The 20,797-nt window shown below is 67.0% G+C and carries 24 protein-coding genes; 11 read left to right on the top strand and 13 right to left on the bottom strand.

Features of this window, described 5'->3' with window-relative positions; genetic code table 11:
- Positions 1 to 8: 8 nt before the first annotated feature.
- Entirely contained in the window at positions 9 to 773 is a 765-nt protein-coding gene (gene purC, locus JHL17_RS27115; RefSeq protein ID WP_200197782.1) for a phosphoribosylaminoimidazolesuccinocarboxamide synthase, read from the bottom strand.
- 355 nt (positions 774 to 1,128) lie between these two features.
- Positions 1,129 to 1,902: an NRDE family protein gene (locus JHL17_RS27110; RefSeq protein WP_200197781.1), complete on the bottom strand. Its 774-nt coding sequence runs from the start codon at positions 1,900 to 1,902 to the stop codon at positions 1,129 to 1,131.
- Positions 1,903 to 2,074: 172 nt separating this feature from the next.
- On the opposite strand from JHL17_RS27110, the gene JHL17_RS27105 reads away from it, so the two are divergent.
- Positions 2,075 to 2,395, top strand: a complete 321-nt coding sequence (locus JHL17_RS27105; protein WP_200197780.1) for a DUF1476 domain-containing protein — start codon at positions 2,075 to 2,077, stop codon at positions 2,393 to 2,395.
- Between the two features lie 84 nt (positions 2,396 to 2,479).
- Here JHL17_RS27105 and JHL17_RS27100 read toward each other — a convergent pair whose 3' ends face one another.
- Complete coding sequence (locus JHL17_RS27100; RefSeq protein WP_200197779.1) at positions 2,480 to 3,346, bottom strand: N-formylglutamate amidohydrolase; 867 nt, start codon at positions 3,344 to 3,346, stop codon at positions 2,480 to 2,482.
- A gap of 254 nt (positions 3,347 to 3,600) precedes the next feature.
- Here JHL17_RS27100 and JHL17_RS27095 point away from each other — a divergent pair, with 254 nt between their 5' ends.
- Complete coding sequence (locus JHL17_RS27095) at positions 3,601 to 4,554, top strand: M14 family metallopeptidase (protein WP_200197778.1); 954 nt, start codon at positions 3,601 to 3,603, stop codon at positions 4,552 to 4,554.
- A 223-nt stretch (positions 4,555 to 4,777) separates the two neighbouring features.
- Here the strand turns inward: JHL17_RS27095 and JHL17_RS27090 are convergent, their stop codons facing one another.
- Positions 4,778 to 5,305 carry a CreA family protein gene (locus JHL17_RS27090; RefSeq protein WP_200197777.1) on the bottom strand — a complete coding sequence of 176 codons (528 nt, stop codon included), beginning with the start codon at positions 5,303 to 5,305 and terminating at the stop codon, positions 4,778 to 4,780.
- A gap of 208 nt (positions 5,306 to 5,513) precedes the next feature.
- On the opposite strand from JHL17_RS27090, the gene JHL17_RS27085 reads away from it, so the two are divergent.
- Positions 5,514 to 6,590, top strand: coding sequence for an AI-2E family transporter (locus JHL17_RS27085; protein WP_345773887.1), 1,077 nt, complete (start codon positions 5,514 to 5,516; stop codon positions 6,588 to 6,590).
- Positions 6,591 to 6,671: 81 nt separating this feature from the next.
- Here JHL17_RS27085 and JHL17_RS27080 read toward each other — a convergent pair whose 3' ends face one another.
- A complete protein-coding gene (locus tag JHL17_RS27080) occupies positions 6,672 to 7,685 on the bottom strand; it encodes a DUF6352 family protein (protein WP_200197776.1) in 1,014 nt (337 codons plus the stop codon).
- Positions 7,686 to 7,786: 101 nt separating this feature from the next.
- Entirely contained in the window at positions 7,787 to 8,797 is a 1,011-nt protein-coding gene (locus JHL17_RS27075) for an alpha/beta hydrolase (protein WP_247893849.1), read from the bottom strand.
- Between the two features lie 220 nt (positions 8,798 to 9,017).
- On the opposite strand from JHL17_RS27075, the gene JHL17_RS27070 reads away from it, so the two are divergent.
- The 5 genes from JHL17_RS27070 (at position 9,018) to JHL17_RS27050 (ending at position 13,079) form a co-directional block, all read left to right on the top strand.
- Positions 9,018 to 9,596 carry a septal ring lytic transglycosylase RlpA family protein gene (locus tag JHL17_RS27070; RefSeq protein ID WP_200197775.1) on the top strand — a complete coding sequence of 193 codons (579 nt, stop codon included), beginning with the start codon at positions 9,018 to 9,020 and terminating at the stop codon, positions 9,594 to 9,596.
- 462 nt (positions 9,597 to 10,058) lie between these two features.
- A complete protein-coding gene (locus JHL17_RS27065; RefSeq protein ID WP_012973248.1) occupies positions 10,059 to 10,508 on the top strand; it encodes a MaoC family dehydratase in 450 nt (149 codons plus the stop codon).
- A gap of 116 nt (positions 10,509 to 10,624) precedes the next feature.
- On the top strand, positions 10,625 to 11,566 hold the full coding sequence (locus JHL17_RS27060) for a bifunctional riboflavin kinase/FAD synthetase (protein WP_200197774.1): 942 nt from the start codon (positions 10,625 to 10,627) through the stop codon (positions 11,564 to 11,566).
- 43 nt (positions 11,567 to 11,609) lie between these two features.
- A complete protein-coding gene (locus JHL17_RS27055; protein ID WP_200198536.1) occupies positions 11,610 to 11,771 on the top strand; it encodes a hypothetical protein in 162 nt (53 codons plus the stop codon).
- Between the two features lie 108 nt (positions 11,772 to 11,879).
- Positions 11,880 to 13,079: a multidrug effflux MFS transporter gene (locus JHL17_RS27050; protein WP_200197773.1), complete on the top strand. Its 1,200-nt coding sequence runs from the start codon at positions 11,880 to 11,882 to the stop codon at positions 13,077 to 13,079.
- Here the strand turns inward: JHL17_RS27050 and JHL17_RS27045 are convergent.
- Complete coding sequence (locus tag JHL17_RS27045) at positions 13,048 to 13,605, bottom strand: MgtC/SapB family protein (protein ID WP_200197772.1); 558 nt, start codon at positions 13,603 to 13,605, stop codon at positions 13,048 to 13,050. The two genes, JHL17_RS27050 and JHL17_RS27045, sit on opposite strands and share 32 nt — an antisense overlap.
- A 438-nt stretch (positions 13,606 to 14,043) precedes the next feature.
- Between JHL17_RS27045 and JHL17_RS27040 the strand changes: the two genes are divergently transcribed.
- Positions 14,044 to 15,180: a type III PLP-dependent enzyme gene (locus JHL17_RS27040; protein ID WP_200197771.1), complete on the top strand. Its 1,137-nt coding sequence runs from the start codon at positions 14,044 to 14,046 to the stop codon at positions 15,178 to 15,180.
- 217 nt (positions 15,181 to 15,397) lie between these two features.
- Here JHL17_RS27040 and JHL17_RS27035 read toward each other — a convergent pair whose 3' ends face one another.
- A complete protein-coding gene (locus JHL17_RS27035; RefSeq protein ID WP_200197770.1) occupies positions 15,398 to 15,610 on the bottom strand; it encodes a DUF1127 domain-containing protein in 213 nt (70 codons plus the stop codon).
- Between the two features lie 313 nt (positions 15,611 to 15,923).
- On the opposite strand from JHL17_RS27035, the gene JHL17_RS27030 reads away from it, so the two are divergent.
- Together JHL17_RS27030 and JHL17_RS27025 are read left to right on the top strand one after the other, a co-directional pair.
- Entirely contained in the window at positions 15,924 to 16,649 is a 726-nt protein-coding gene (locus JHL17_RS27030) for an HAD family hydrolase (protein WP_200197769.1), read from the top strand.
- Between the two features lie 12 nt (positions 16,650 to 16,661).
- Complete coding sequence (locus JHL17_RS27025) at positions 16,662 to 17,012, top strand: cupin domain-containing protein (protein ID WP_200197768.1); 351 nt, start codon at positions 16,662 to 16,664, stop codon at positions 17,010 to 17,012.
- 33 nt (positions 17,013 to 17,045) lie between these two features.
- Here JHL17_RS27025 and JHL17_RS27020 read toward each other — a convergent pair whose 3' ends face one another.
- From JHL17_RS27020 to JHL17_RS27005, 5 genes are all read right to left on the bottom strand, one after another.
- Positions 17,046 to 17,276: a hypothetical protein gene (locus JHL17_RS27020; RefSeq protein WP_200197767.1), complete on the bottom strand. Its 231-nt coding sequence runs from the start codon at positions 17,274 to 17,276 to the stop codon at positions 17,046 to 17,048.
- 453 nt (positions 17,277 to 17,729) lie between these two features.
- The gene (gene queC, locus JHL17_RS27015; RefSeq protein ID WP_200197766.1) at positions 17,730 to 18,458 is read right to left on the bottom strand and encodes a 7-cyano-7-deazaguanine synthase QueC; all 729 of its coding nucleotides are present in this window, start codon (positions 18,456 to 18,458) and stop codon (positions 17,730 to 17,732) included.
- A gap of 84 nt (positions 18,459 to 18,542) precedes the next feature.
- Positions 18,543 to 18,872, bottom strand: a complete 330-nt coding sequence (locus tag JHL17_RS37315; protein WP_345773915.1) for a sensor histidine kinase — start codon at positions 18,870 to 18,872, stop codon at positions 18,543 to 18,545.
- Complete coding sequence (locus JHL17_RS27010) at positions 18,842 to 19,846, bottom strand: histidine kinase dimerization/phospho-acceptor domain-containing protein (protein ID WP_247893848.1); 1,005 nt, start codon at positions 19,844 to 19,846, stop codon at positions 18,842 to 18,844. Before JHL17_RS27010 ends, JHL17_RS37315 begins: the two co-directional genes overlap by 31 nt.
- Positions 19,847 to 19,978: 132 nt before the next feature.
- Complete coding sequence (locus JHL17_RS27005) at positions 19,979 to 20,794, bottom strand: alpha/beta fold hydrolase (RefSeq protein ID WP_200197765.1); 816 nt, start codon at positions 20,792 to 20,794, stop codon at positions 19,979 to 19,981.
- Between the last annotated feature and the right edge of the window lie 3 nt (positions 20,795 to 20,797).

The raw sequence follows: 20,797 nt of genomic DNA, 5'->3' as shown, positions 1-20,797 counted from the left end.
GCAAATGGTTACTGGATGGTCTTGGGGCCCTTGACGTCGCTCGGACCGCCTTCCGGCAGGATGCCGAGGCGCCGCGCGACCTCCTGATAGGCTTCCTCGACACGGCCCAGATCCTGGCGGAAACGGTCCTTGTCCAGCTTCTCGTTGGTCTTGACGTCCCACAGCCGGCAATTGTCGGGGCTGATCTCGTCCGCCAGGACGATCCGCATCTCCTCGTTCTCCCAGAGCCGGCCGAACTCCAGCTTGAAGTCCACCAGCTTGAGCCCGATGCCGAGGAAGAGACCGGACAGATAGTCGTTCACGCGCAAGGACAGCGCGACCATGTCGTCGAGATCCTGCGGAGCCGCCCAGCCGAAGGCGGTGATGTGCTCCTCCGAGACCATCGGGTCGTTCAGCTCGTCCGACTTGTAGTAATACTCGATGATCGAACGCGGCAGCGGTGTGCCTTCGGGAATGCCGAAGCGTTGCGACAGCGACCCGGCGGCGACGTTGCGCACCACCACTTCGATCGGGATGATCTCCACCTCGCGCACCAGCTGCTCGCGCATGTTCAGGCGGCGCATGAAGTGCGTAGGCACGCCGATCTCGGACAGGCGGCTCATCAGATATTCGGAGATGCGGTTGTTCAGCACCCCCTTGCCGGTGATGACGCCCTTCTTCTGGTTGTTGAAGGCGGTGGCATCGTCCTTGAAGTACTGCACCAGGGTGCCCGGCTCCGGCCCTTCGAAGAGTACCTTGGCCTTGCCTTCGTAGATGCGCCGGCGTCGTGTCATCGCGTCTTCGTCCAAATACGTAAGGACCGGTCAAGCGAGCTTGCCGGCCCAGGAATGTGCCTGAGTGATATAGCAAGCCGGGTGCACGAACACAACGACGGGGGCGGGAGGGCAGGATTGTGCGGTCGCGGATCCCGTGGGGCACGGCTTTGGGGACAAGATCTCCACGGATGTCACGGATTTAGACACGGATTTAGACACGGATTTCACGGATGTGGCGTCCCGAAGCGGCTATTTCACAAAAGGCCGAAGCGATGCCAAGCCTAGAGAAATCCGTATAATCCGTGTCTAAATCCGTGACATCCGTGTCAATCTTGCCCACCGATACGCAACAGACCCGGCAATCGCCTTCCCCTCACAGTTCGACCGGCGCATAAGGCACGGCGTGCGGACGGCCGGGGGCGAAGTGCCAGATCGGGTTCAGGTCCGGCCTTTCGACCCTGGGCACCGCCAGCAGCGAACTGGACGACGTGCCGAAGCCGCTCGGCAGCAGGAAGTCCATGGCGCCGCGCTCGTCCCGCGTACCCTCCCAGATGCGGCTTCCCATCAGCTCCGGCCAGCCGCCCCAGGCGAAGGACTCCGCGTCGGGGGCGTCGGTGGCCGGCGGTGTCGCATGGGCGAACAGCGGCCGGTAGAAGGCGGTGCGCGGGTCCTGCGGGTCGTCCATTTCGAAGGCGGTCAGCATATGGACGCCGGCGGGAATCGACGACACCTCCGGCCGATGGCGCGGGTTGGCGCCGCGGTGGACCACCAGATAGGCGTCGCGGTTGTCGGCGATCACCAGATTGAAGGGACGATAGGCGCGGATGTCGAGATCGGCGAAACTGCGCGCCGCGTCGGCGGCGTCGGCATGGTCGAGCGCGTCCAGCACCAGTTCGCCGCGCGACCGCTTGCCGGCCTCCGGTCCCAGCGTGCCGAAGCGGTTGAGGACGACCGCCACCACCCCCTCGTCGTTGAGCCCCATCCAGGAGCCGCCGGCAAGCTCGTCCAGCCCGGCGACCACGTTGGGCCGGTCGGGCCAGTGACGGGCCGGAGGAAGCCAGGGACGCCCGGTCATCTCGTCACGGTTTCCGGCGACGACCAGCGGCCAGGTTGCGTCCGGTCGCCGCAGGAGGATCACGCTGCACATACGATGGCCTGTCCTTCGTTGCGTCTTTCGTGGTGCCCAAGGCTGTCCCGGCACCGTGAGCGAACTCTGCAGAATATCCGCGGCTGCGACGCGGCGGGACGGTGACGGCAACCGCTCCCAGGCTATATAATCATCCAAACGGGAGCGAAACCAATAAGGAGCCTGGGTCACCATGACGACCTTCGACGACCGCGAAAAGGCCTTCGAGAACAAGTTCCAGCACGACGAGGACCTGCTCTTCCGCATCCGCGCCCGGCGCGATCGGCTGGCCGGCGAATGGGCCGCCGACCTGATGGGGCTGTCCGGGGCTGAGGCCGAGGCCTATGCCCGCCAGATCGTGGACACCGACATCGCCACACCCGGCCCGCACGACATCCGGGACAGGCTGTGCGCCGACCTGCATGCCCGCGGGGTCGACATCTCCGACCACCGGGTGGAAAAGCAGATGGCGCATTTCCTGGACATCGCGCGCCAGCGGGTGACGCAAGCCTGACGCCGGTGTCCTGCGGAAGCCTGACGCCGGTGTCCTGCGGACCCGCCGCCCACCGCCATTGCCGCGGATGCGGCGGCGGGCCGCCTATTCGGCCGCGCGCCGCAGGACGCGCTGGCCGGCATAGTCGGCGATGCGGTGTATCAGCATGTCGATCTCGCCCTTCAGCCGGGCGAAACCGTCATGGCGCTCCAGCGTCTCCTCGTTCATGTAGAGGCGCCGGTTGATCTCCAGCTGGATCGAATGACGGCCGCGGGCCGGCTCGCCATAGCGCGCCAGCAGTTCAACCCCCTTGTACGGATCGTTGATCGCCACGCGATGGCCGAAGCCGCGCAGCGTCTCCGCCACCAGCCGGACGAATCCCGACTCGCTGGTGGTGCCGTCGCGGTCGCCGATGACGAAATCCACCGCCAGCGGGTCACGCCCGTCCGGCCGCAGCGACGACGGCATCGAATGGCAGTTGACGTGCCACACCGCGCCGAACCGCTCCGCCAGCCCATCCAGCGTCAGTCGCATCTGGGCATGGTAGGGGCGGTAATAGCGGTCGATGCGGTCGGCCACCGCCGCCGCCGGCAGTTTCCCGTCATAGAGCGGCACACCCGGCCGCAGCATGCTGCGGATCAGCCCCATGCCTAGCGTGCTGCGCGGGGTCGGGCGCAACGGCAGCGGCCAGTCGCCGTCGATCATCGCCGGGTCGATGTCGTCGACCGCGCGGTTCACGTCGATGCAGGTGCGGGGGAACAGCGCGCACAGCAGGGTGGCGCCATGGTCGGGAGCCGTGGCGAACAGCTCTTCCACATGGGTGTCCTCGCCCTGGCGCAGCAGGGGATGCGGGCAGATCACCCGGAAATCGGCGGGATAGACGCTGCCGCTGTGTGGAGAATCGAACAGCACCGGCAGGCGCAGGCCGGCCGGGTCGTTGCGGACAAGAACGTCATCGATCACGAAGCTCATCGACCGGCTCCGACCAGACGACCTGACAGTGACAACCGCAAGTTAGACCGCCGACTAGATTGATCCGACAGATCCTATAACCCAGGCGTCAAGTCCCCGTCGACGGCAATTCATCATGATCCTGCCATGCCGCCGCAACATTGCCCTGAGGCGGATCAGCCAAAAAATCCGTCCCATCCGCCCGGCCCGCACTGGCATGGAGTCGCTTGGTTCGCCATACTGTCCGGAGCGCCCACCGCTGGCGAGCTTGCCGCTTGACCGACCCGCTCTTCGCCCCCGTCGAACTCACCCCGCCGGACATCGCGCCCTACCGGCGCGGCAACACCGGCATCGACCATGTCACCAGCCTGTCGGCGGCCGAGCCGGGGCCGCATGTGGTGCTGAACGCGCTCGTCCATGGCAACGAGTTGTGCGGCGCCATCGCACTCGACGCGTTGCTGCGGAAGGACCTGCGGCCGGCACGCGGAAGGCTGACCTTCGTCTTCGCCAACACGGCGGCCTACGCCACCTTCGACCGCCAGAACCCCTATGCCTCGCGCTATCTGGACGAGGATTTCAACCGGCTGTGGTCGCCCGACCTTCTCGACGGCCGCCGCGACAGCGCGGAGCTGCGGCGCGCCCGCATCCTGCGCCCGGTCTATGAATCGGCGGACCTGCTGCTCGACCTCCATTCGATGACGGCGGACACCGCGCCCCTGACCCTGTGCGGCCGGACCACGCGCGGGCGCGACCTCGCGCTCGGCCTCCGCTATCCGGCCTGGGTGGTGGCGGATGGCGGGCATGCCGGGGGCAAGCGGCTGATCGATTACGGCGGCTTCGCCGAGCCGGAAGGGTCGCGCACCGCCATCCTGGTCGAATGCGGCCAGCATTGGCGGACCGAGACGGCGACGGTGGCGCTGGAATGCTGCCTGCGCCTGCTTCTCGGCCTGGAGATGATCGGCCTGCCGGCCACCGGTCCGCGCCTGCGCCCGCGCGCCGATCCGCAGCGGGTGGTCGAGGTCACCGACGCCATCACCGCGTCGAGCGAGCGCTTCCGCTTCACCGCCCCGTTCGTCGGCATGGAGGTGATCGGCCGCGCCGGCACCGTCATCGGCTGGGACGACGGCCGCGCGATCCAGACTCCCCATGACGACTGCGTCCTGATCATGCCCGCCCGCCGCGTGAAATCCGGCCAGACCGCGGTGCGGCTGGGGCGGATCGTCGGGTGAGGTTGGTCGATCCTTGCTGCATCCTGCGGGTGCGGGCAAGGTCGACACGGGTTTTACGGATAAAACACGGATTTCGCGGATGCGGCATCCTTGATGCCTGGGCTTGCGGAACAAGCCGGAGCGTCCGAAAGATCAGAAAAATCCGTGCAATCCGTGTCTAAATCCGTGACATCCGTATTGATCTTGCCCCCAAAGCGGCGACCCTCCCAAGTCGCCAACGCCCTCACTTGACCGCCGGTTTGCCCTTCGTCCAGGTCGCGTTGGCGCCGAACAGCGGCACGGTGGAGATCGAGGTCTTCGCCGAAGCCTCCTTCACCTGTCGGCTGTACACCACATAAACCAGCGTGTCGTTCGGCCGGTCGTAGATGCGGCGAATGGCGATCGACTTGAAGATCAGGCTCTTCCGTTCGGAGAAGACCTCCTCCCCCTTCTGCGACAGTTCGATGTCGCCGACGGTGACCGCCCCGGTCTGGCGGCAGGCGATGGAGGCGTTGGACGGATCCTCGAACCAGTTGCCCTTGCTCAACCGGTCGATCAGGCTGCGGTCGAAATCGACCAGATGGCAGGTGATGCCCTTCACCTTGGGGTCCTCGATCGCCTGGACCTGCAGGCCGTTGCCGGTCCAGTCGTTGGAGAAGCGGCCGATCACATCGTCGGCCGCCGCCGCCGTGCGCAGCGGAAGCCCGGCGGTCAGCAGGCCCAGAACCAAAAGGGCGGTGGAAACGTTCATCAGGGGAAACGGGCTGCGCATCGCGACTGGGTCTCCGGCAAGGACGGGCGGGGACCGCGAGCGGCACGGTCCGAAAAGCATTCCCCTAGATCGGAGGGTCGGGCGCTACCGTCAAGCGTCGTCCTTCGGAGATCCGGCCACCGCGATGACAGACCGCAGCCAGTTCGCCTCGATTCCCCCTGCGCTCCCTCCCGCCCCGGAAGCTCCGCTGCCCGGAACACCGCCACCAGTGACCGAGCCGCTGCCCCCACCCGGCCATCGCCGCGACCCGCTGACCATCGCCGTCGTCGGGCTGTTCGTGATCGCCGTGCTGTTCGCCCTGTATTTCGGACGCGACGTGCTGCTGCCGATCATGCTGGCGCTGATCCTCAGCTTCCTGCTGCGGCCGCTGGTCCGCGCGCTCTACCGCGCCCGCGTGCCGGAGGGGATCGGCGCCGCCATCATGGTGATCACGCTGTTCGGCGGCGTGCTGCTGGCGGTCTACACCTTGTCGGGCCCGGCGGCGGAGTGGGTCAACCGCATGCCGCGGGTCATGCATGAGCTGGAGTTCAAGCTGGGCGACATCCGCGCCGGCATCGACCGCGCCCGCGAGGCGTCGCGCCAGATCGAGCAGATCACCAAGGAATCCGGCAACGCGGCCGGACCGGTGCGTGAAGTGGTGGTTCGCGGCCCGACGCTGATGGAACAGGCGGTCAGCCAGGTCGAGACGGTCCTGGCGAATGTCGTGATCCTGCTGGTTCTGCTCTACTTCTTCCTCGCCCGCGGCCGGAATTCGCTGGAAGCGCTGATCGGCACCATGCGCAACGTCGACGACCGCGTGCATTACGCCATGGTCGCGGCGACATTGCAGCAGAACATCGCCGCCTATCTGCTGACCATCACCCTCATCAACGCGATCCTGGGGCTGGCGACCGGGCTGGTGATGTGGCTTTGGGGACTGCCCAACCCGGCGCTGTGGGGGGTGATGGTGGCGCTGGCCAACTACATCCCCTTCATCGGCCCGGCGGTGATGACCGGCGTGTTCTTCCTGGTGTCGGTCCTGACCTTCGACGGCATCGGCACCATCATCCTGCCGCCGCTATCCTTCGTGGCGCTGACCACGATCGAGGGCAACTTCCTCACCCCGATGATCGTCGGCCGGCGGCTGTCGCTGAACCCCATCGCGGTGTTCGTGTCGATCCTGTTCTGGGGCTGGCTGTGGGGCATCCCCGGCGCATTGCTGGCCGTGCCGATCCTGGCGATCCTGAAGATCCTGTTCGACGCGCACGAACCGCTGAAGCCGGTGGGGGCGCTGCTGGGAGAATGAGCGGCGCGCTCCGCATAGGCTCTTGATCCCGACCTGTCAGGATCAAGAGCTTCGGCGTCCTGTCGCGCCGCCGCATTGGTCTTACGCCACCGAAGCCAGCGGCAGGTTGACCAGCAGGTTCTGCGGCTTCAGCTTCAGCCGCCGCCCTTCCGTCATCGCCAGCCCGAGATAGACCGGCCGGCCGGCGAGGTCGGGGCGCATGGCGGCGGGATCGGCGAAGTCGAGGCGGAACAGGGCGAGGATGCGGGCCAGCCGGTCCTCGCCGACCTCCACCCCGTTGTAGAGATCGTTGAGGATCGCGGTGGCGGAGCCGTCGAGCCCGACATGCCAGACCCAGCGGTCGTCGCGGATGGTCTGCACCGGCTGGATCGACACCGTCACGTCCAGGAAATGCGCCACCCACGCCTCCAGGACGCGGGCCAGCGCGTCCAGTCCGGCCGAGGCGAAGGTGATGTCCAGCACCGTGTCGTGCCGGGCGTCGCGGCCCCAATAGAGCGGGTGGTTGGTCTCGTCCAGGATGTCCAGCTCGACCGAACGGGGCGCGGTGCCGGACTCCACCACCAGACGGCCCAGCGAGCCGAAGCCGCCGGATGCCGCCATCGTCTCGACCGTCTCGGCATCGGCGAGGCGGACGCGGCCGTCCTCGACCGACACCGTCTGCTCGCGGAAGAACAGTTCGCCGGCCCGTGCACGCAGACCGGACGGAGTGTCGTCGAGGATGCCGCGCAGGATGGCATGGACCAGTTGGTCGACGAACAGGCCGGGCACCCCGCGGGCACCCTCGCGGAACAGGCGGATATAGCACCCCTCCAACGTTCCGGCGGCCAGCAGCCGGTCGCGGAAGGCCAGCCAGACCTGGAAATTCTCCCGCGCGTCCGGATCGGCGATGGCGTCGAGCAGCGGCGCCGGCACGGTTCGGGCCGGATCGTCCAGCAGGGCGGCGTGCAGCGTGCGCTCGGCGTCGCAGGCCTCTTCCGGCGGGCGCATCTCGGGCCGGAGCAGGTAGGCGCGCAGGAAATCGGGCGTCACCGCCAGATGGTCGTCGGCGTCGCGCGTCAACAGGTGGAAGCCGGACGCCGTCCAGAAATCGGTCATGCTGCTGGGCACCTTTGGTCCAGAAGGCCTGTGGTTGCAGATCGGAGTCACGCTTCAAGCCGATTCCGATTTCACGCGATCCGATCTATCCCACGCCCAATCTATCCGACAATGGAGCCGCCGGCCGGCGCAAGGGTCTTGGCGAGGAAGGCGTCGATGTCCGCCCAAACCCGGTCACGGATGGCGTCGCATTCCATCAGCACCTCGTGCCGCGCCCCGGGATACTCCACGAGCTGGGCGTTGCCCAGCCGGGCGGCCACCGAACGGTGCGCCTCCGCCCGCACCACCCGGTCGTCAGGCGCGATCAGCAGCAGGACCGGCGTGCGCACGCGCTCCAGCGGCAGGCCCCGGCGCAGCGCGTCCTCCGCATCCAGGGCCGCGGCGACCCAGGCGAAGCTGACCCCACCGACGCGCAACTCCGGCCGCTCGGCAAAGGGACCGTGGTAGGCGGCATACCGCCGCGGATCGGCGGTGATCTTGTTGTCCGGGCTGAAGCGCCCATCCGCCGGATCGTAATCGCCCTGCCACAGCGCATAGCGCGCGCCCCAGCCGCAGCCGACGCCGAGACTGGCCAGCACCCGCACCAGCCAGCGTGGCAGCGGCCCGCTGTGGATGGCATACATCGGCGCCGACAGCAGGACGGCGGCGTAACGGTCGGGATCATCGTCGGCATGGCGGGCCAGCGCCATCGTCGCCACCAGCCCGCCCATCGAATGGGCCAGCAGGATCACCGGCCCTCCCGTCTCCGCCGCGACCGGCGCCACCACCCGCCGGTGGATTTCGTCGAGATCGTCCACCAGCGTCGCGAAGTCGGTCAGATGATGGATCTGGCGGTTGGGCAGCGGCCGGTCGGAGAGACCCTGGTTGCGCCAATCGACAGCCACCACCCGGAAACCGCGGGCTGCCAGCGCCTCGATGGTTTCGGTATATTTCTCGATGAACTCCGCCCGGCCGGTCAGCACCAGCGCCGTGCCGCGAACCCGCTCCGGCAGCGGCCAGATGGCGACGCGCAGCCGCACCCCGTCGCCCATCGCCACATGGCGCATCTCCACCGGAACGGTGGCCGGAGCGGCGGCATCGCTTGTGGCGCCGCCGGCGGCAAGGTCCATCATGGATCCGGACACCGCGAATTCGGATGCAGTCCAAGCGGCATCATCAGCCATGCTTTCTCCCCTGATCGTTGCATTGTAGACCGGACCAATGCCCGGAGGAACCACCCATTCCGAATTCGTCAAGATATCGGAAACCAGAAATAGTGACGGTATCTTGTATCGGCTTTGCGAGGGAACTCTTTTCCTTGAATGCCGTTGGTCCGCCGTTGGAGGTGTACCGATGAAGACAACACGTATCATCGTCCTGGCGCTTGCTGCCGCGACCCTGAGCGGGACTGCCGTCCCGGTGCTGGCGAATGGAAAGGCCAAGGTTCCGCCCGTGCATGTCGAGCATGAGGATGGCGAGGAGATCCTCGTCCACAAGGGGGAAGCGTCTTTCTACAGCCAGAAGTTCCATGGCCGCACCACGGCCAACGGCGAAACGATGAACCAGAACAAGCCGACCGCCGCGTCGCGCGCTCTGCCGCTCGGTGCCAAGGCGACCGTGACGAACCAGGAGAACGGCAAGAGCGTCGACGTCATCGTCAACGACCGCGGTCCCTATGTCGATGGCCGCGTGATCGACCTGTCGCGATCCGCCGCCAAGAAGCTGGACATGATCGAAGACGGCACCGCACCGGTGAAGGTGGAGGTCAAGCCGTCGGAGCAGCCGACCGACACCGCCCGCGAGAAAGTGGAGGAGAAGGTCGACCAGCTCACTCCCGACAGCCAGGTCGCCCAGGGCGATGCCCGCAGGAATGGCGGCAGTGCTGGAAGCAGCAGAAGCGACACAGTGTCGCACTCCGGCTCCGGCAAGTAATGTTGCGGCGCGGCGAAGTCGGTTTCCGATTCGCCGCGCCCGCTGCCGGAATTCCACGACGCCGCCGAACCCACAGTCATTGGAGGGTCAGGCCATTGAAATGAAGCGGACTTCTTCGCCGCGGCCACGCCCGGCCGCTGAAAGTCACGCAAATGGCGCGCCCCCTGGACATCGCCCCTCAGATTTTTGGTAAACCACTGATCCGGCATCATTCTTACTTCTATACCTTGGTCTCGAAGTAATCTGCTTTCGTCCCATTGCTTTCATTGCGGCGAAGCCTCCCGACAAGAGCGACCGCCGCTTTCGCCGACTTGCAGGGGCCGTTAGAGATTTTTTTGCATTTTTGGAGGAGACGTGGTGCCATTCCCCTCGCTGCGGCGCACACGATGCACTGCAGCGAACGGCGCGGCGCCCGGGCGCCAGACGCCGGAACAGGCACCGAGAGAAAGAGGGATTGCTGCGATGGACGACGTGCGTCAGGTCCGCAAGGATACCGAGGGCTACTGCATCGAAGACCTGTCCGTCGGCATGACGGCCAGCTTCGCCAAGACGGTGACGGAAGCCGACATCGTCCTGTTCGCGGGCATTTCAGGCGACACCAACCCGGTCCACATCAACCAGGAATATGCCGCCACCACCATGTTCCAGGGCCGCATCGCCCACGGCATGCTGACGGTCGGCTTCATCTCGGCCGTTCTGGGCACCAAGCTGCCGGGGCCGGGCTGCATCTACATGAGCCAGACGCTGAAGTTCAAGGCCCCGGTCCGTGCCGGCGACACCGTCACCGCCCGCGCCACCATCACCGAACTGATCCCGGAAAAGCGCCGCTGCGTCATCAAGACCGTCTGCACCGTCGGCGAGACCGTGGTGGTCGAGGGCGAAGCGCTGCTGATGGTCCCCTCCCGCGGCTGAAGTCCGGCTTCGAACCGCAAAACGACGCCGGCGCGTTTACCGCACGCCGGCGTCGGTCTATATAGACGCCCGAGCAAGCGGGCCCGCCGGGGTCCGCCCACAGCACCGGGGCGCGCATGCGACTGTACAGACACACCGCCGACCTGCCGGCCGAAGAGCGGGGCGCCGTCGTGGCGCTCGGCAATTTCGACGGCGTCCATCGCGGGCATCAGACGGTCATCGGCACCGCCCAGCGCCTCGCGGCCGAGATGGGCGTTCCATCGGCCGTCGTCACCTTCGAGCCGCACCCGCGCAGCGTTTTCCGCCCCGACGACCCGCCTTTCCGCCTGACCCCCTTCCGGGTCAAGACCCGCCATATCGAGGCGCTGGGCGTAGACCAGCTGATCGTCTGCCATTTCGACGACGGCTTCCGCCACAAGACCGCGCAGGCCTTCGTCGACGAGATCCTGGTGGGTGGGCTCGGCGTGCGGCATGTCGTCTGCGGCTACGACTTCCTGTTCGGCCACAAGCGCTCGGGCGACCCGGCCTTCCTGCTGCAGGCGGGCCGCGCCCGGGGCTTCGGCGTGACCGAGGTCGGGCCGGTGTCCGACGAGCAGGGCGGCGTCTACTCCTCCACCCGTGCGCGCGACGCGCTGACCGCCGGCCGTCCGCGCGAGGCCGCCCATGTGCTGGGCCATTCCTGGGAGATCGAGGGGCGCGTCGTCCACGGCGACCAGCGCGGCCGCACCATCGGCTTCCCGACCGCGAACATCGAGCTGGGCGAGTATCTGCGCCCGGCCTTCGGCGTCTATGCGGTGCGCGCCGGCGTCGACCGCGGCGGCGAGACCGTCTGGCTGCCGGGCGTGGCCAATCTCGGCGCCCGCCCCACCGTCGACGGCACGGTCGCCCGGCTGGAGGCCCACCTGTTCGACGTCGACCTCGACCTCTACGACCTGCATCTCAGGGTACAGATGATCGATTTCCTGCGGCCGGAGATGAAGTTCCCGAGCTTCGCCGCGCTGAAGGACCAGATCGTGCAGGATGCCGCCGCCGCCCGCGCCGTGCTGGCGGCCGGCTGACCGGAAGGGCCGGTGGGGGGCCAAAGGGATGGAACGCGTTCTGATGCTTCTGTTCATGCTGAACCAGGGCGGCCCGACCACGCTGGAATTCGCCAGCCTGGAGCAATGCAAGGCGGCCGAGCCGATCATCATCCAGAACTACCGCGAGATGACCGGCAACACGGTTCTGTCGCGCTGCATCCGCATGGTGCTGCCGGCAAAGTGATCGGGTGCAGGGTGCCGCGGCTCGGGAAGCCGCGCGCGATCCGCGCTGGCGGCAGTGGTTTCATCTGATACAGTGCCGTCCCGTCTCCGCTTCGCTCCAAAGTCATCAATGCCCCGCCCCGACTCCCTGACCATCCGCGTCCTGCTGACGGCCCTGGTCGCCTTCGGCCCGCTGTCCACCGACCTGTATCTGCCGTCGCTGCCGACGCTGGTGCGGGTGTTCGGCACCGACGTCGCCACGGTGCAGATGACGCTGTCAATCTTCCTGGTCGGCTTCGCGGTGTCGCAACTGGTCTATGGCCCGATGTCCGACCGGTTCGGCCGGCGTCCGACCCTGCTGGTGGGGGTGGCGATCTATCTGGCGGCCAGCGCGGTCTGCGCCATGACCAGCAGCATCGAGGCGCTGATCGCCGCCCGCTTCTTCCAGGCGCTGGGGGCCTGCTGCGGACCCGTGGTGGCGCGTGCCGTGGTGCGCGACGTCTTCGGCCGGGACCGGGCGGCGACGGTTCTGGCCTATATGTCGATGGCGATGGCGCTGGCCCCGGCGGTGGGTCCGATGCTGGGCGGCGTGCTGACGGAATGGTTCGGCTGGCGCGCCAACTTCGTGCTGCTGACCATCTTCGCCTGCGGCATCCTGGCCGCCGTGTGGTCGATGCTGGGCGAGACCAACGCGCACCGCGACGAGGAGGCGCTGCGGCCCGCCCGGCTGGTGGCCAACTACCTGCTTCTGCTGCGCAACCGCGGCTTCGTCGGCTATGTGCTGGTGGTCGCCTTTTCCTACAGCGGCATCTTCTCCTTCATCTCCGGCTCGTCCTTCGTGCTGATCGAGCGGCTGCACCTGACCCCGGCGCAGTATGGCGCCAGCTTCGGCGCGGTGGTGCTGGGCTACATGCTGGGCACCTTCCTGGCCGGGCGGCTGACGCCGCGGCTGGGCGGCGCGCGGATGATCCGGATCGGCACGCTGCTGTCGCTGGCCGGCGGGCTGGCGGGAGGGGCGCTGGCGCTGGCCGGGGTGCTGCATCTGCTGGCCATCGTGGTGCCGGTCTTCCTGTTCATCCTGGGCACCGGGCTGACCCTGCCCAACGCCACCGCCAACGCCGTCGGCCCCTATGCCACCATGGCCGGGCTGGCCTCCTCGCTGCTGGGCTTCGCCCAGATGTCCATCGCTGCGGCGATCGGCATCGTCGTCGGCCACCTGAACGACGGTACCGCCCTGCCGATGATGGGGGCGATCGGGCTGGTCGGCTTCGGCGCGCTGCTGGCGCACCGGCTGCTGGTCATTCCCGCGACGAGCGGGCGATCCGCCTGATCCGGCCCCGTGGAGAAGAGTGGCGGGAGGCGCGGCGGCGTTCCCGCGCCCTGCTGTCCTCGTCATCCTTTCCCAGCTGCGGGAAGCGGTCCAGCAGGACGGTGAACAGGATCGTCACGATCAGGCACAGGCCGAGCGTCATGCCCGCCAGCATGAAATATCCGGCGCCGCAGGCGATCCCCAGCGCCCCGGCCACCCAGATGACCGCCGCGGTGGTCGCCCCGCGCACGCTGTCGCCCGACCGGAACATCACGCCGGCGCTGATGAAGCCGACCGCCTGCGCCACGCCCTGGATCACCCGCACCGGGTCGCTCGGCCGCTCGTCCCCGGTCGCCTGCAGCCCGACATAAAGCTCCAATGCAACCAGCGTGGTGAGCGCGCAGCTGATGGATATCAGCGTATGCGTGCGCAGCCCCGCCGCCTTGCCGCGCATCTCGCGGTCGAGTCCGAGCAACACACCACAGAAGGCCGCCGCCAGCAGCCGCAGCCCAATCTCCTCCGCAGTCAGAACCGTGGTCAAGCCCATGAAATCGCTCCGGTTTTTCTGCCTCCCAAACGGCCTGCCACTTTTTTGGGGCGGACCGCATTTTTCACTTTGCATTCGATCACGTTGGATCTATGTAACGCGAACTCGCAAGCGCACGTGCCGCTGGCCCGCCCCTCGGCGTCTCCGAGATGTGGTTATGCAACGACGTAACGCGTGATCCCCGACCGTCCCTTAAACAAGGCGGCGACTTGGAGGTTACGATGGTTGATGTTGTTGTGGGTGGGCGCGTGCTCACCCGTCTCCGAAATCTGCCGCTCCTGGACCATACGGACAGAACAGGGTTCTGTACGGGGCAATCCAGTATCGGCGGCCTGAGCGCCTGATCAGCTTTTTCAGTTGCTGATCGGCCCGCCCGGCCGCTCCGTGCCCCCGACTTCACCCGTTCCGTTCCATCATCTTGCGTCCCAGGAGACTGAGATGACCCAGAAGATTGCGCGCTTTTTCGAAGAGCAGCGCCCGCAGACCCCTTGCCTCGTCATCGACCTGGATGTCGTCGAGCAGAACTACAACGATCTGCACGACGCCCTGCCCGACGCCCGCATCTTCTATGCGGTGAAGGCGAACCCGGCGGCGGAAATCCTCAGCCTGCTGGCCCGTCTCGGCTCCGCCTTCGACTGCGCCTCGGTCCCGGAAATCCAGATGGCGCTGGCCGCCGGCGCCACGCCGGACCGCATCTCCTTCGGCAACACCATCAAGAAGGAAAGCGACATCCGCCGCGCCTTCGAGCTGGGCGTGCGCCTGTTCGCCTTCGACAGCGAGCCGGAACTGGAGAAGATCGAGCGCGCTGCCCCCGGCGCCCGCGTCTTCTGCCGCATCCTGACGTCGGGCGAGGGCGCCGAATGGCCGCTGTCGCGCAAGTTCGGCTGCGATCTGGCGATGGCCCGCGCGCTGCTGCTGAAGGCTCGCGACATGGACGTGCAGCCCTATGGCGTGTCCTTCCATGTCGGCTCGCAGCAGAAGGACCTGATGCAGTGGGACCACGCCATCTTCCAGGTGGCGCAGCTGTTCCGCGAGCTTGAGGTGCTGGGCGTCGACCTCGGCATGATCAATCTGGGCGGCGGCTTCCCCACCCGCTACCGCACCGACGTGCCGGAATGCACGGCCTATGGTCAGGCGATCTTCGACTCGCTGCGCAATCACTTCGGCAACCATCTGCCGGAGACCATCGTCGAGCCCGGCCGCGGCATGGTCGGCAGCGCCGGCATCATCGAGAGCGAAGTGGTCCTGGTGTCGCGCAAGTCGGCCGAGGATCCCAAGCGCTGGGTCTACCTGGACATCGGCAAGTTCGGCGGTCTGGCCGAGACGATGGACGAGGCCATCCAGTATCCGATCGAGGTGCTGGGCGATGATCTGGAGAGCGACCGCGAGGCGGTGATCCTGGCCGGCCCGACCTGCGACTCGGCCGACGTGCTCTACGAGCGCGCCGACTACAAGATGCCGACGGACCTGAAATGTGGCGACCGCGTGCGCATCCACGCCACGGGCGCCTATACGACGACCTATTCGGCGGTCTGCTTCAACGGCTTCGAGCCGCTCAAGCATTACTGCATCTGAGGATGCGGCGGGGCGATGCCCCGCCCTTCCCCGGTTCCGCCAAGAAAAAGCCCGCCTGCCGGTTCACCCCGGCGGCGGGCTTTCTCGTTTTCACATCGGCCGCATTTTCATGCAGGCCCATTTTTTAGGCAACTCAAGTGTTCACCCAAGAAAAAGGCCGCTTCCGATCAACGGAAGCGGCCTTTCTCGGTGCGTTCGCCGATCGGCGTACACGCGGTCATTCGCGCCAGAACGGCTTCGACATCTCGCGCTCGGCATCCAGACGGTTGAAGCCGATGTCCTGGAGCATGCGGTCGTCCAGATAACCCAGCTCGCGGCGGGTCACGACGCGCTGGCGCCACAGGCCCAGCAGGTTCGACGCCATTTCGACGACATGGGCGAAGGGGGAGGAGGTGCGGCCGGCTTCGGCCGAATGCAGAAGGGTTGCCATGATGGAGATTCCTGAGATGTCTTGTTATGGAGGGTCCGCCGGTCGGCGATCACGTCCCCCTTGTGTGGAAATATAATTATGCTTCTTTGAGCCATGTTGCCACCCCCGACGGCAACATGCCCGCTTTGCAGGCAGCGAAGAACTCGCCGTGGAATGTCACCGATCTGTGGCAGAAACGTCATTGCGGATACTTACGGTTCGCTAGACTGACAATAAAGGACTTCCACTCCGGCATCCCCTGGACAAGATAACCTGACTTGGGGGATATATTGTTTTACTTACGGATCAATCGGGCGGAAGGGCGGACAGGCATATGAGCGGTATACCCGACGCCGGTGATCAGGGCAGCCGACACGGCTTCGACACCATCGGCTTCGATGGCGACGACACGCTCTGGCACAATGAATCGCTGTTCTCGATGACGCAGGACCGCTTCCGCGCCCTGCTCGCCCATGCCGCCGACCCGACGGACCTGGACCGCCGCCTGTTGGAGGCCGAGCGGGCGAACCTCCGCGTCTATGGCTATGGCATCAAGGGCTTCGTGCTGTCGATGATCGAGACGGCGATCGCCGTCACCGACGGCCATGTCGCGGCCCGCGACCTGCAGAGCCTGATCGACTTCGGCAAGGCGATGCTGGAGCATCCGGTGGAGTTGCTGCCCGGCGTGGCCGAGGTGGTGGAGACGCTGGCCGGCCGTCACCGGCTGGTGCTGATCACCAAGGGCGACCTGTTCGACCAGGAAAGCAAGATCGCCCGCTCCGGCCTGTCGGAGCTGTTCCATGCGGTGGAGATCGTCAGCGAGAAGGATCCGGGCACTTACCGCCGGGTGATGGAGCGCCATGGCATCGACCCGGCGCGTTTCCTGATGGTCGGCAATTCGGTACGCTCCGATATCCTGCCGGTGCTGGCGACCGGCGCCCATGCCGTCCACATTCCCTACGCCATCACCTGGGCGCATGAGGAGGCGGAGGTGCCGGACGAGCATTATCGCCGGCTGGAGTCGATCCGCGACCTGCCGGCCCTGCTGGCGGATTGGTGAGGAACCTTGACGATGACCCTGTTTCCCCTGCCCGACCTCGACGGCGTCACGCCGGAAACCGGCGCCCCGGCGGCCGACCGCATCCTGTCGGGGGCGCCGGTCTTCACCACCTGGAACGGCTACGAATCGGCCGACGGCAAGCGCTTCGCCGGCATTTGGGCATCGACGCCGGGTTCCTGGCGCATCGTCTATGACGAGTGGGAATATTGCGAGATCCTGGAGGGCGAAAGCGTCGTCGCCCATGAGGACGGCCGGTCATGGACCTTGAAGGCGGGAGACCGTTTCGTCATCGAACCCGGTTTCCAGGGAAGCTGGACGGTGGTGGCGGCGACCACCAAGCGCTATGTGGTGGTGCTGCCCTGACCGGCATCCTCTAGCGCTTCCCTGATCGCTCCTTCAGCCGGTGATCTCGACCGAGTTCTGGCCGGCGCTGTGGCTGAGGATGGTGACGGCCTTGCGCCCGATCTCCACCGCGAGAACGCCCAGCACGAGGACGGAAGCGACCAGCATCAGGCGGGCGATGTCGCGGGACCGGCCACGTTTGCGGGCGGTCGCAAGGCGACGCTCGCGACGCGCCGCCCACGCGGCGGTGTTCAGGCGCTGTCCCATCCAGGCGGCGACGGCCATGATCCGCTCCCTGATCATTCCGGACAAATCGATATGCTTTTATATAAAATTTTATCTTGTTCAGCAAGAGCGAATCCTGCGACTGAGCCTGTGAAGAAATCGGCGACTTGCCGAGAAAGTCCCAAGTTCGAGCAACGCCGCGTTGGATCGTATCGCGCGCTTTTCTCGGACGTCATTCCCGCGAAGGCGGGAATCCAGCCCTCACAAGCACTTGTGTTGGAAATCCTGGTTCCCCGCCTCCGCGGGGATGACGAGTGGGAGATGTGAGCGCCTGCCAAATCAGGGCTTTTTCATAAGAGTCCGATTTCCTCACAGGCTCGACAATCGGTGGTCGATCCGCGCAGCGTTGTCGCAAGCAGGCACCGTCCGCTTAGACCGGCCCGAACCTCCCCACTTGCCACCTGTGAAGAGACGCCATGGACGTACTTACGGATTCCGAAACGATCCCGTCCGTTACGATTTCGATGCGGCACCGTAACGAATCGGGTCAGTCGTTCCGGCTTCGGCGAAGCCCTTCAGGCGCAACAAACAGCTGTCGCAGGCGCCGCAGGACAGCCCCTCTGGCGTCGGGTCGTAGCAGGAATGGGTGAGGCCGTAATCCACCCCCAGGTCCAGCCCGCGGCGGACGATGGCGGCCTTGTCCAGGGTCATCAGCGGCGCATGGATTTTGAACCGGCTGGACCCTTCCACCCCCGCCTTGGTGGCAAGGTTCGCCAGCGTCTCGAAGGCGGCGATGTATTCGGGGCGGCAGTCGGGATAGCCGGAGTAATCCAGCGCATTGACGCCGATGAACAGGTCGGACGCCCCCAGCGTCTCCGCCCAGGCCAGCGCGAAGGACAGGAAAACGGTGTTGCGCGCCGGGACATAGGTGACCGGAATGCCCTCCCCCAGCTCGGCCGCGTTGCCGTGCTTCGGCACGTCGATGGCGTCGGTCAGGGCGGAGCCGCCGAAGGCGCGCAGGTCGATGTCGGCGATCACATGCCGCTCCACCCCCATCGCCGCGACCACCCGCCGCGCCGCCTCCAGTTCCACCGCATGACGCTGGCCGTAGCGGAAGCTCAGGGCATTGACGCGGTAGCCCTCCGCCTTGGCGATGGCGAGCACCGTCGTGGAATCGAGCCCGCCGCTGACCAGCACGACCGCATCCCTCTGCGTTTCCCTCGGCTTATCCTGATCCGCCATCACACACCTGCCTTTCCGAAGCCGTCCGCACACCGGCGGACTCTCTGCGACAGCTTCTGGCACATCCGGGCGGCGCAGGCCAGATCAGCACATCACCGCCAGAAGCTCTTCGATGGTCATGATGCGCGACGGCGGCAAGCGGATCGTGGCGGTGCAGCCCTGGTCCGGCGCGCTGTCCAGCACGAGCGTGCCGCCATGGGCCTCCACCAGACGGACCGCCAGCGGCAGGCCGAGCCCGACACCCTCATGGCGGCGGGTGACACCCTGATCGAGTTGGGCGAAGGGAGACAAGGCCGTCGCGATGTCCTCCGGCCGCATGCCGACGCCGTGGTCGCGGACCGACAGTTCGAGCCAGCCGTCCGCGGCGAGCCCCGCCGCCAAGGTCACGGCAGACCCTGGGGGACTGAACTTGATGGCGTTGGACAGCAGGTTGCCCAGCGCCTGACCCAGGCGCCGCTCGTCGCCGCGGACCGGCGGCAGGCCACCACTTCCACCGTCACCCCCTGGCGGGTGGAATGGAACCGCAGGTCCGCCACGGCCCGTTCCGCAAGGACCGACGGATCCACCGCCCCATCGGTCAGCGACAGCCCGCCGGTATCGACGCGCGCCATGTCGAGAATGTCGTCGATGATCGCCAGAAGCCGTTCGCCGGCCTGACGGATCGCGCCGACACAGCTGCGCAGCCGCTCGTCCCCCTGTGTTTGCCCCTCTCCTCCGACCTGCCCGGCGCGGGCCTCCAGCAGTTGGGAGAAACCGATCACCGCATTCAGGGGGGTGCGCAGCTCATGGCTCATGGTCGCGACGAAGATCGACCTGGCACGGTCGGCCGCTTCCGCGGCTTCCTTGGCGGCCAGCAGTTCGGCCTCCACCCGGCGGCGCCCGGACACGTCACGGAGGATGGCGGTGTAGAGCCGCCGCCCCGCGACCTCGCTGACGCTGACCGACAGTTCCACCGGAAAGCGGGTACCGTCGGCACGCTCCGCCTCCGCCGCCCGGTCGCGGGCCACCAGCGCCGTCGTCTGGCCGGATGCGAACTCCAGCCGGACGCCGCCCTCCTCCCGCAGGTCGGCCAGCGGGATCAGGCGGTCGAGCGGACGCCACAGCAGTTCCTCGGACGGAACGCCGAACATCGCCTCCGCCGCGCGGTTGAAGCCGAGCAGCACGCCCGCCTCGTTGATCGTCAGGATCGCGTCGGCGACGCTGTCGAGAATCGCTTCGTTGCGTACCTCCGACAGCCGCAGGGCCTCGGCCCGCGGTCCGCCGACCGGCACCGCATCCGCCAAGTTGCGGCAGCGCGCTTGGCTGGCCCCTGTCCTGCCGGAAGCAAGGGCCGCCGGTCCAATTCCGTCGCCCCCACGCTCGGCGGCGCCATGCTCGCCATTCTGCAAAATGATCCCTCCCCGGCTCCGCCGCGATCGGCGGGATGGCTTCGATTCCGCCGGGCAGACTATTCAGGGGTGGTCGATGGCTCATGTCAGGAACAACCCGACCATCAGCCGAAGGCTACGGCGTGGAAAGCCCTATCCCCGACGCAAGGAAAGGAAGGATTCCAAGGCTTCCAGCACTGCGTCGGGGGCTTCGGTCATCACCATATGTCCGGTTTGCGGCAGGACGACGACCTGCGAAATCTTGACGCAGGCCGCCAGCGACCGCCCAGCCTTCGCCGGCGTCATCTTGTCGAGCGCCCCCAGCAGGAACAGCGCCGGGCAGGAGACCGCCGCGGCGGCCTCCGCCCCTTGCGCATAGTCGTTGCAGGCGGCGAGGTCGACGCCCAGCACGCCCGGCCGCACCGACGCCATCAGCCGGCGTCCGCCGGGGATCAGCGCAAGCCCCGGCGTCGGGCAGCCGCCACCCTGGGCGCCGCCATGGCCACGCGGGCCGAAGCCCCAGCCGACCACCATCTCGATGGCCGACGGTTCGCCGGCATGGGCGGCGGCCAGCAGGTCGGGATGGACCGGCATCCGCTCCGCCACGCCCAGCAGGGCGATCGCCCCGATGCGCCCGCCATGGCGGGCGGCGGCGTCCAGCGCCACCAGCGCGCCCATCGAATGGCCGACCAGCGCCGCCCGCTCCAGCCCGGCGGCGTCCAGCAGGGCGATCACCCAGTCGGCGATGGCGGCGATGCTGCCCAGCGCTTCGCCGCCGGAGCGGCCATGGCCCGGCAGGTCGACCGCCAGCACCGAGCGGCCATGATGGGCGAGATAGCGGCTTTGCAGGCTCCACACGCTGTGGTCCATGCCGGCGCCGTGGATCAGAACGATCGCGGGGCGCGCGGGGTCGATCTCCCGGCCGCCGGTGTGGACGAAGACGGGGGTTCCGTTGACGGTCAGCTGCATGGC

The sequence above is a fragment of the Azospirillum endophyticum genome, assembly GCF_016595245.1.
Taxonomy (GTDB): domain Bacteria; phylum Pseudomonadota; class Alphaproteobacteria; order Azospirillales; family Azospirillaceae; genus Azospirillum; species Azospirillum endophyticum.
This window is presented reverse-complemented; position numbering and strand designations above follow the sequence as displayed.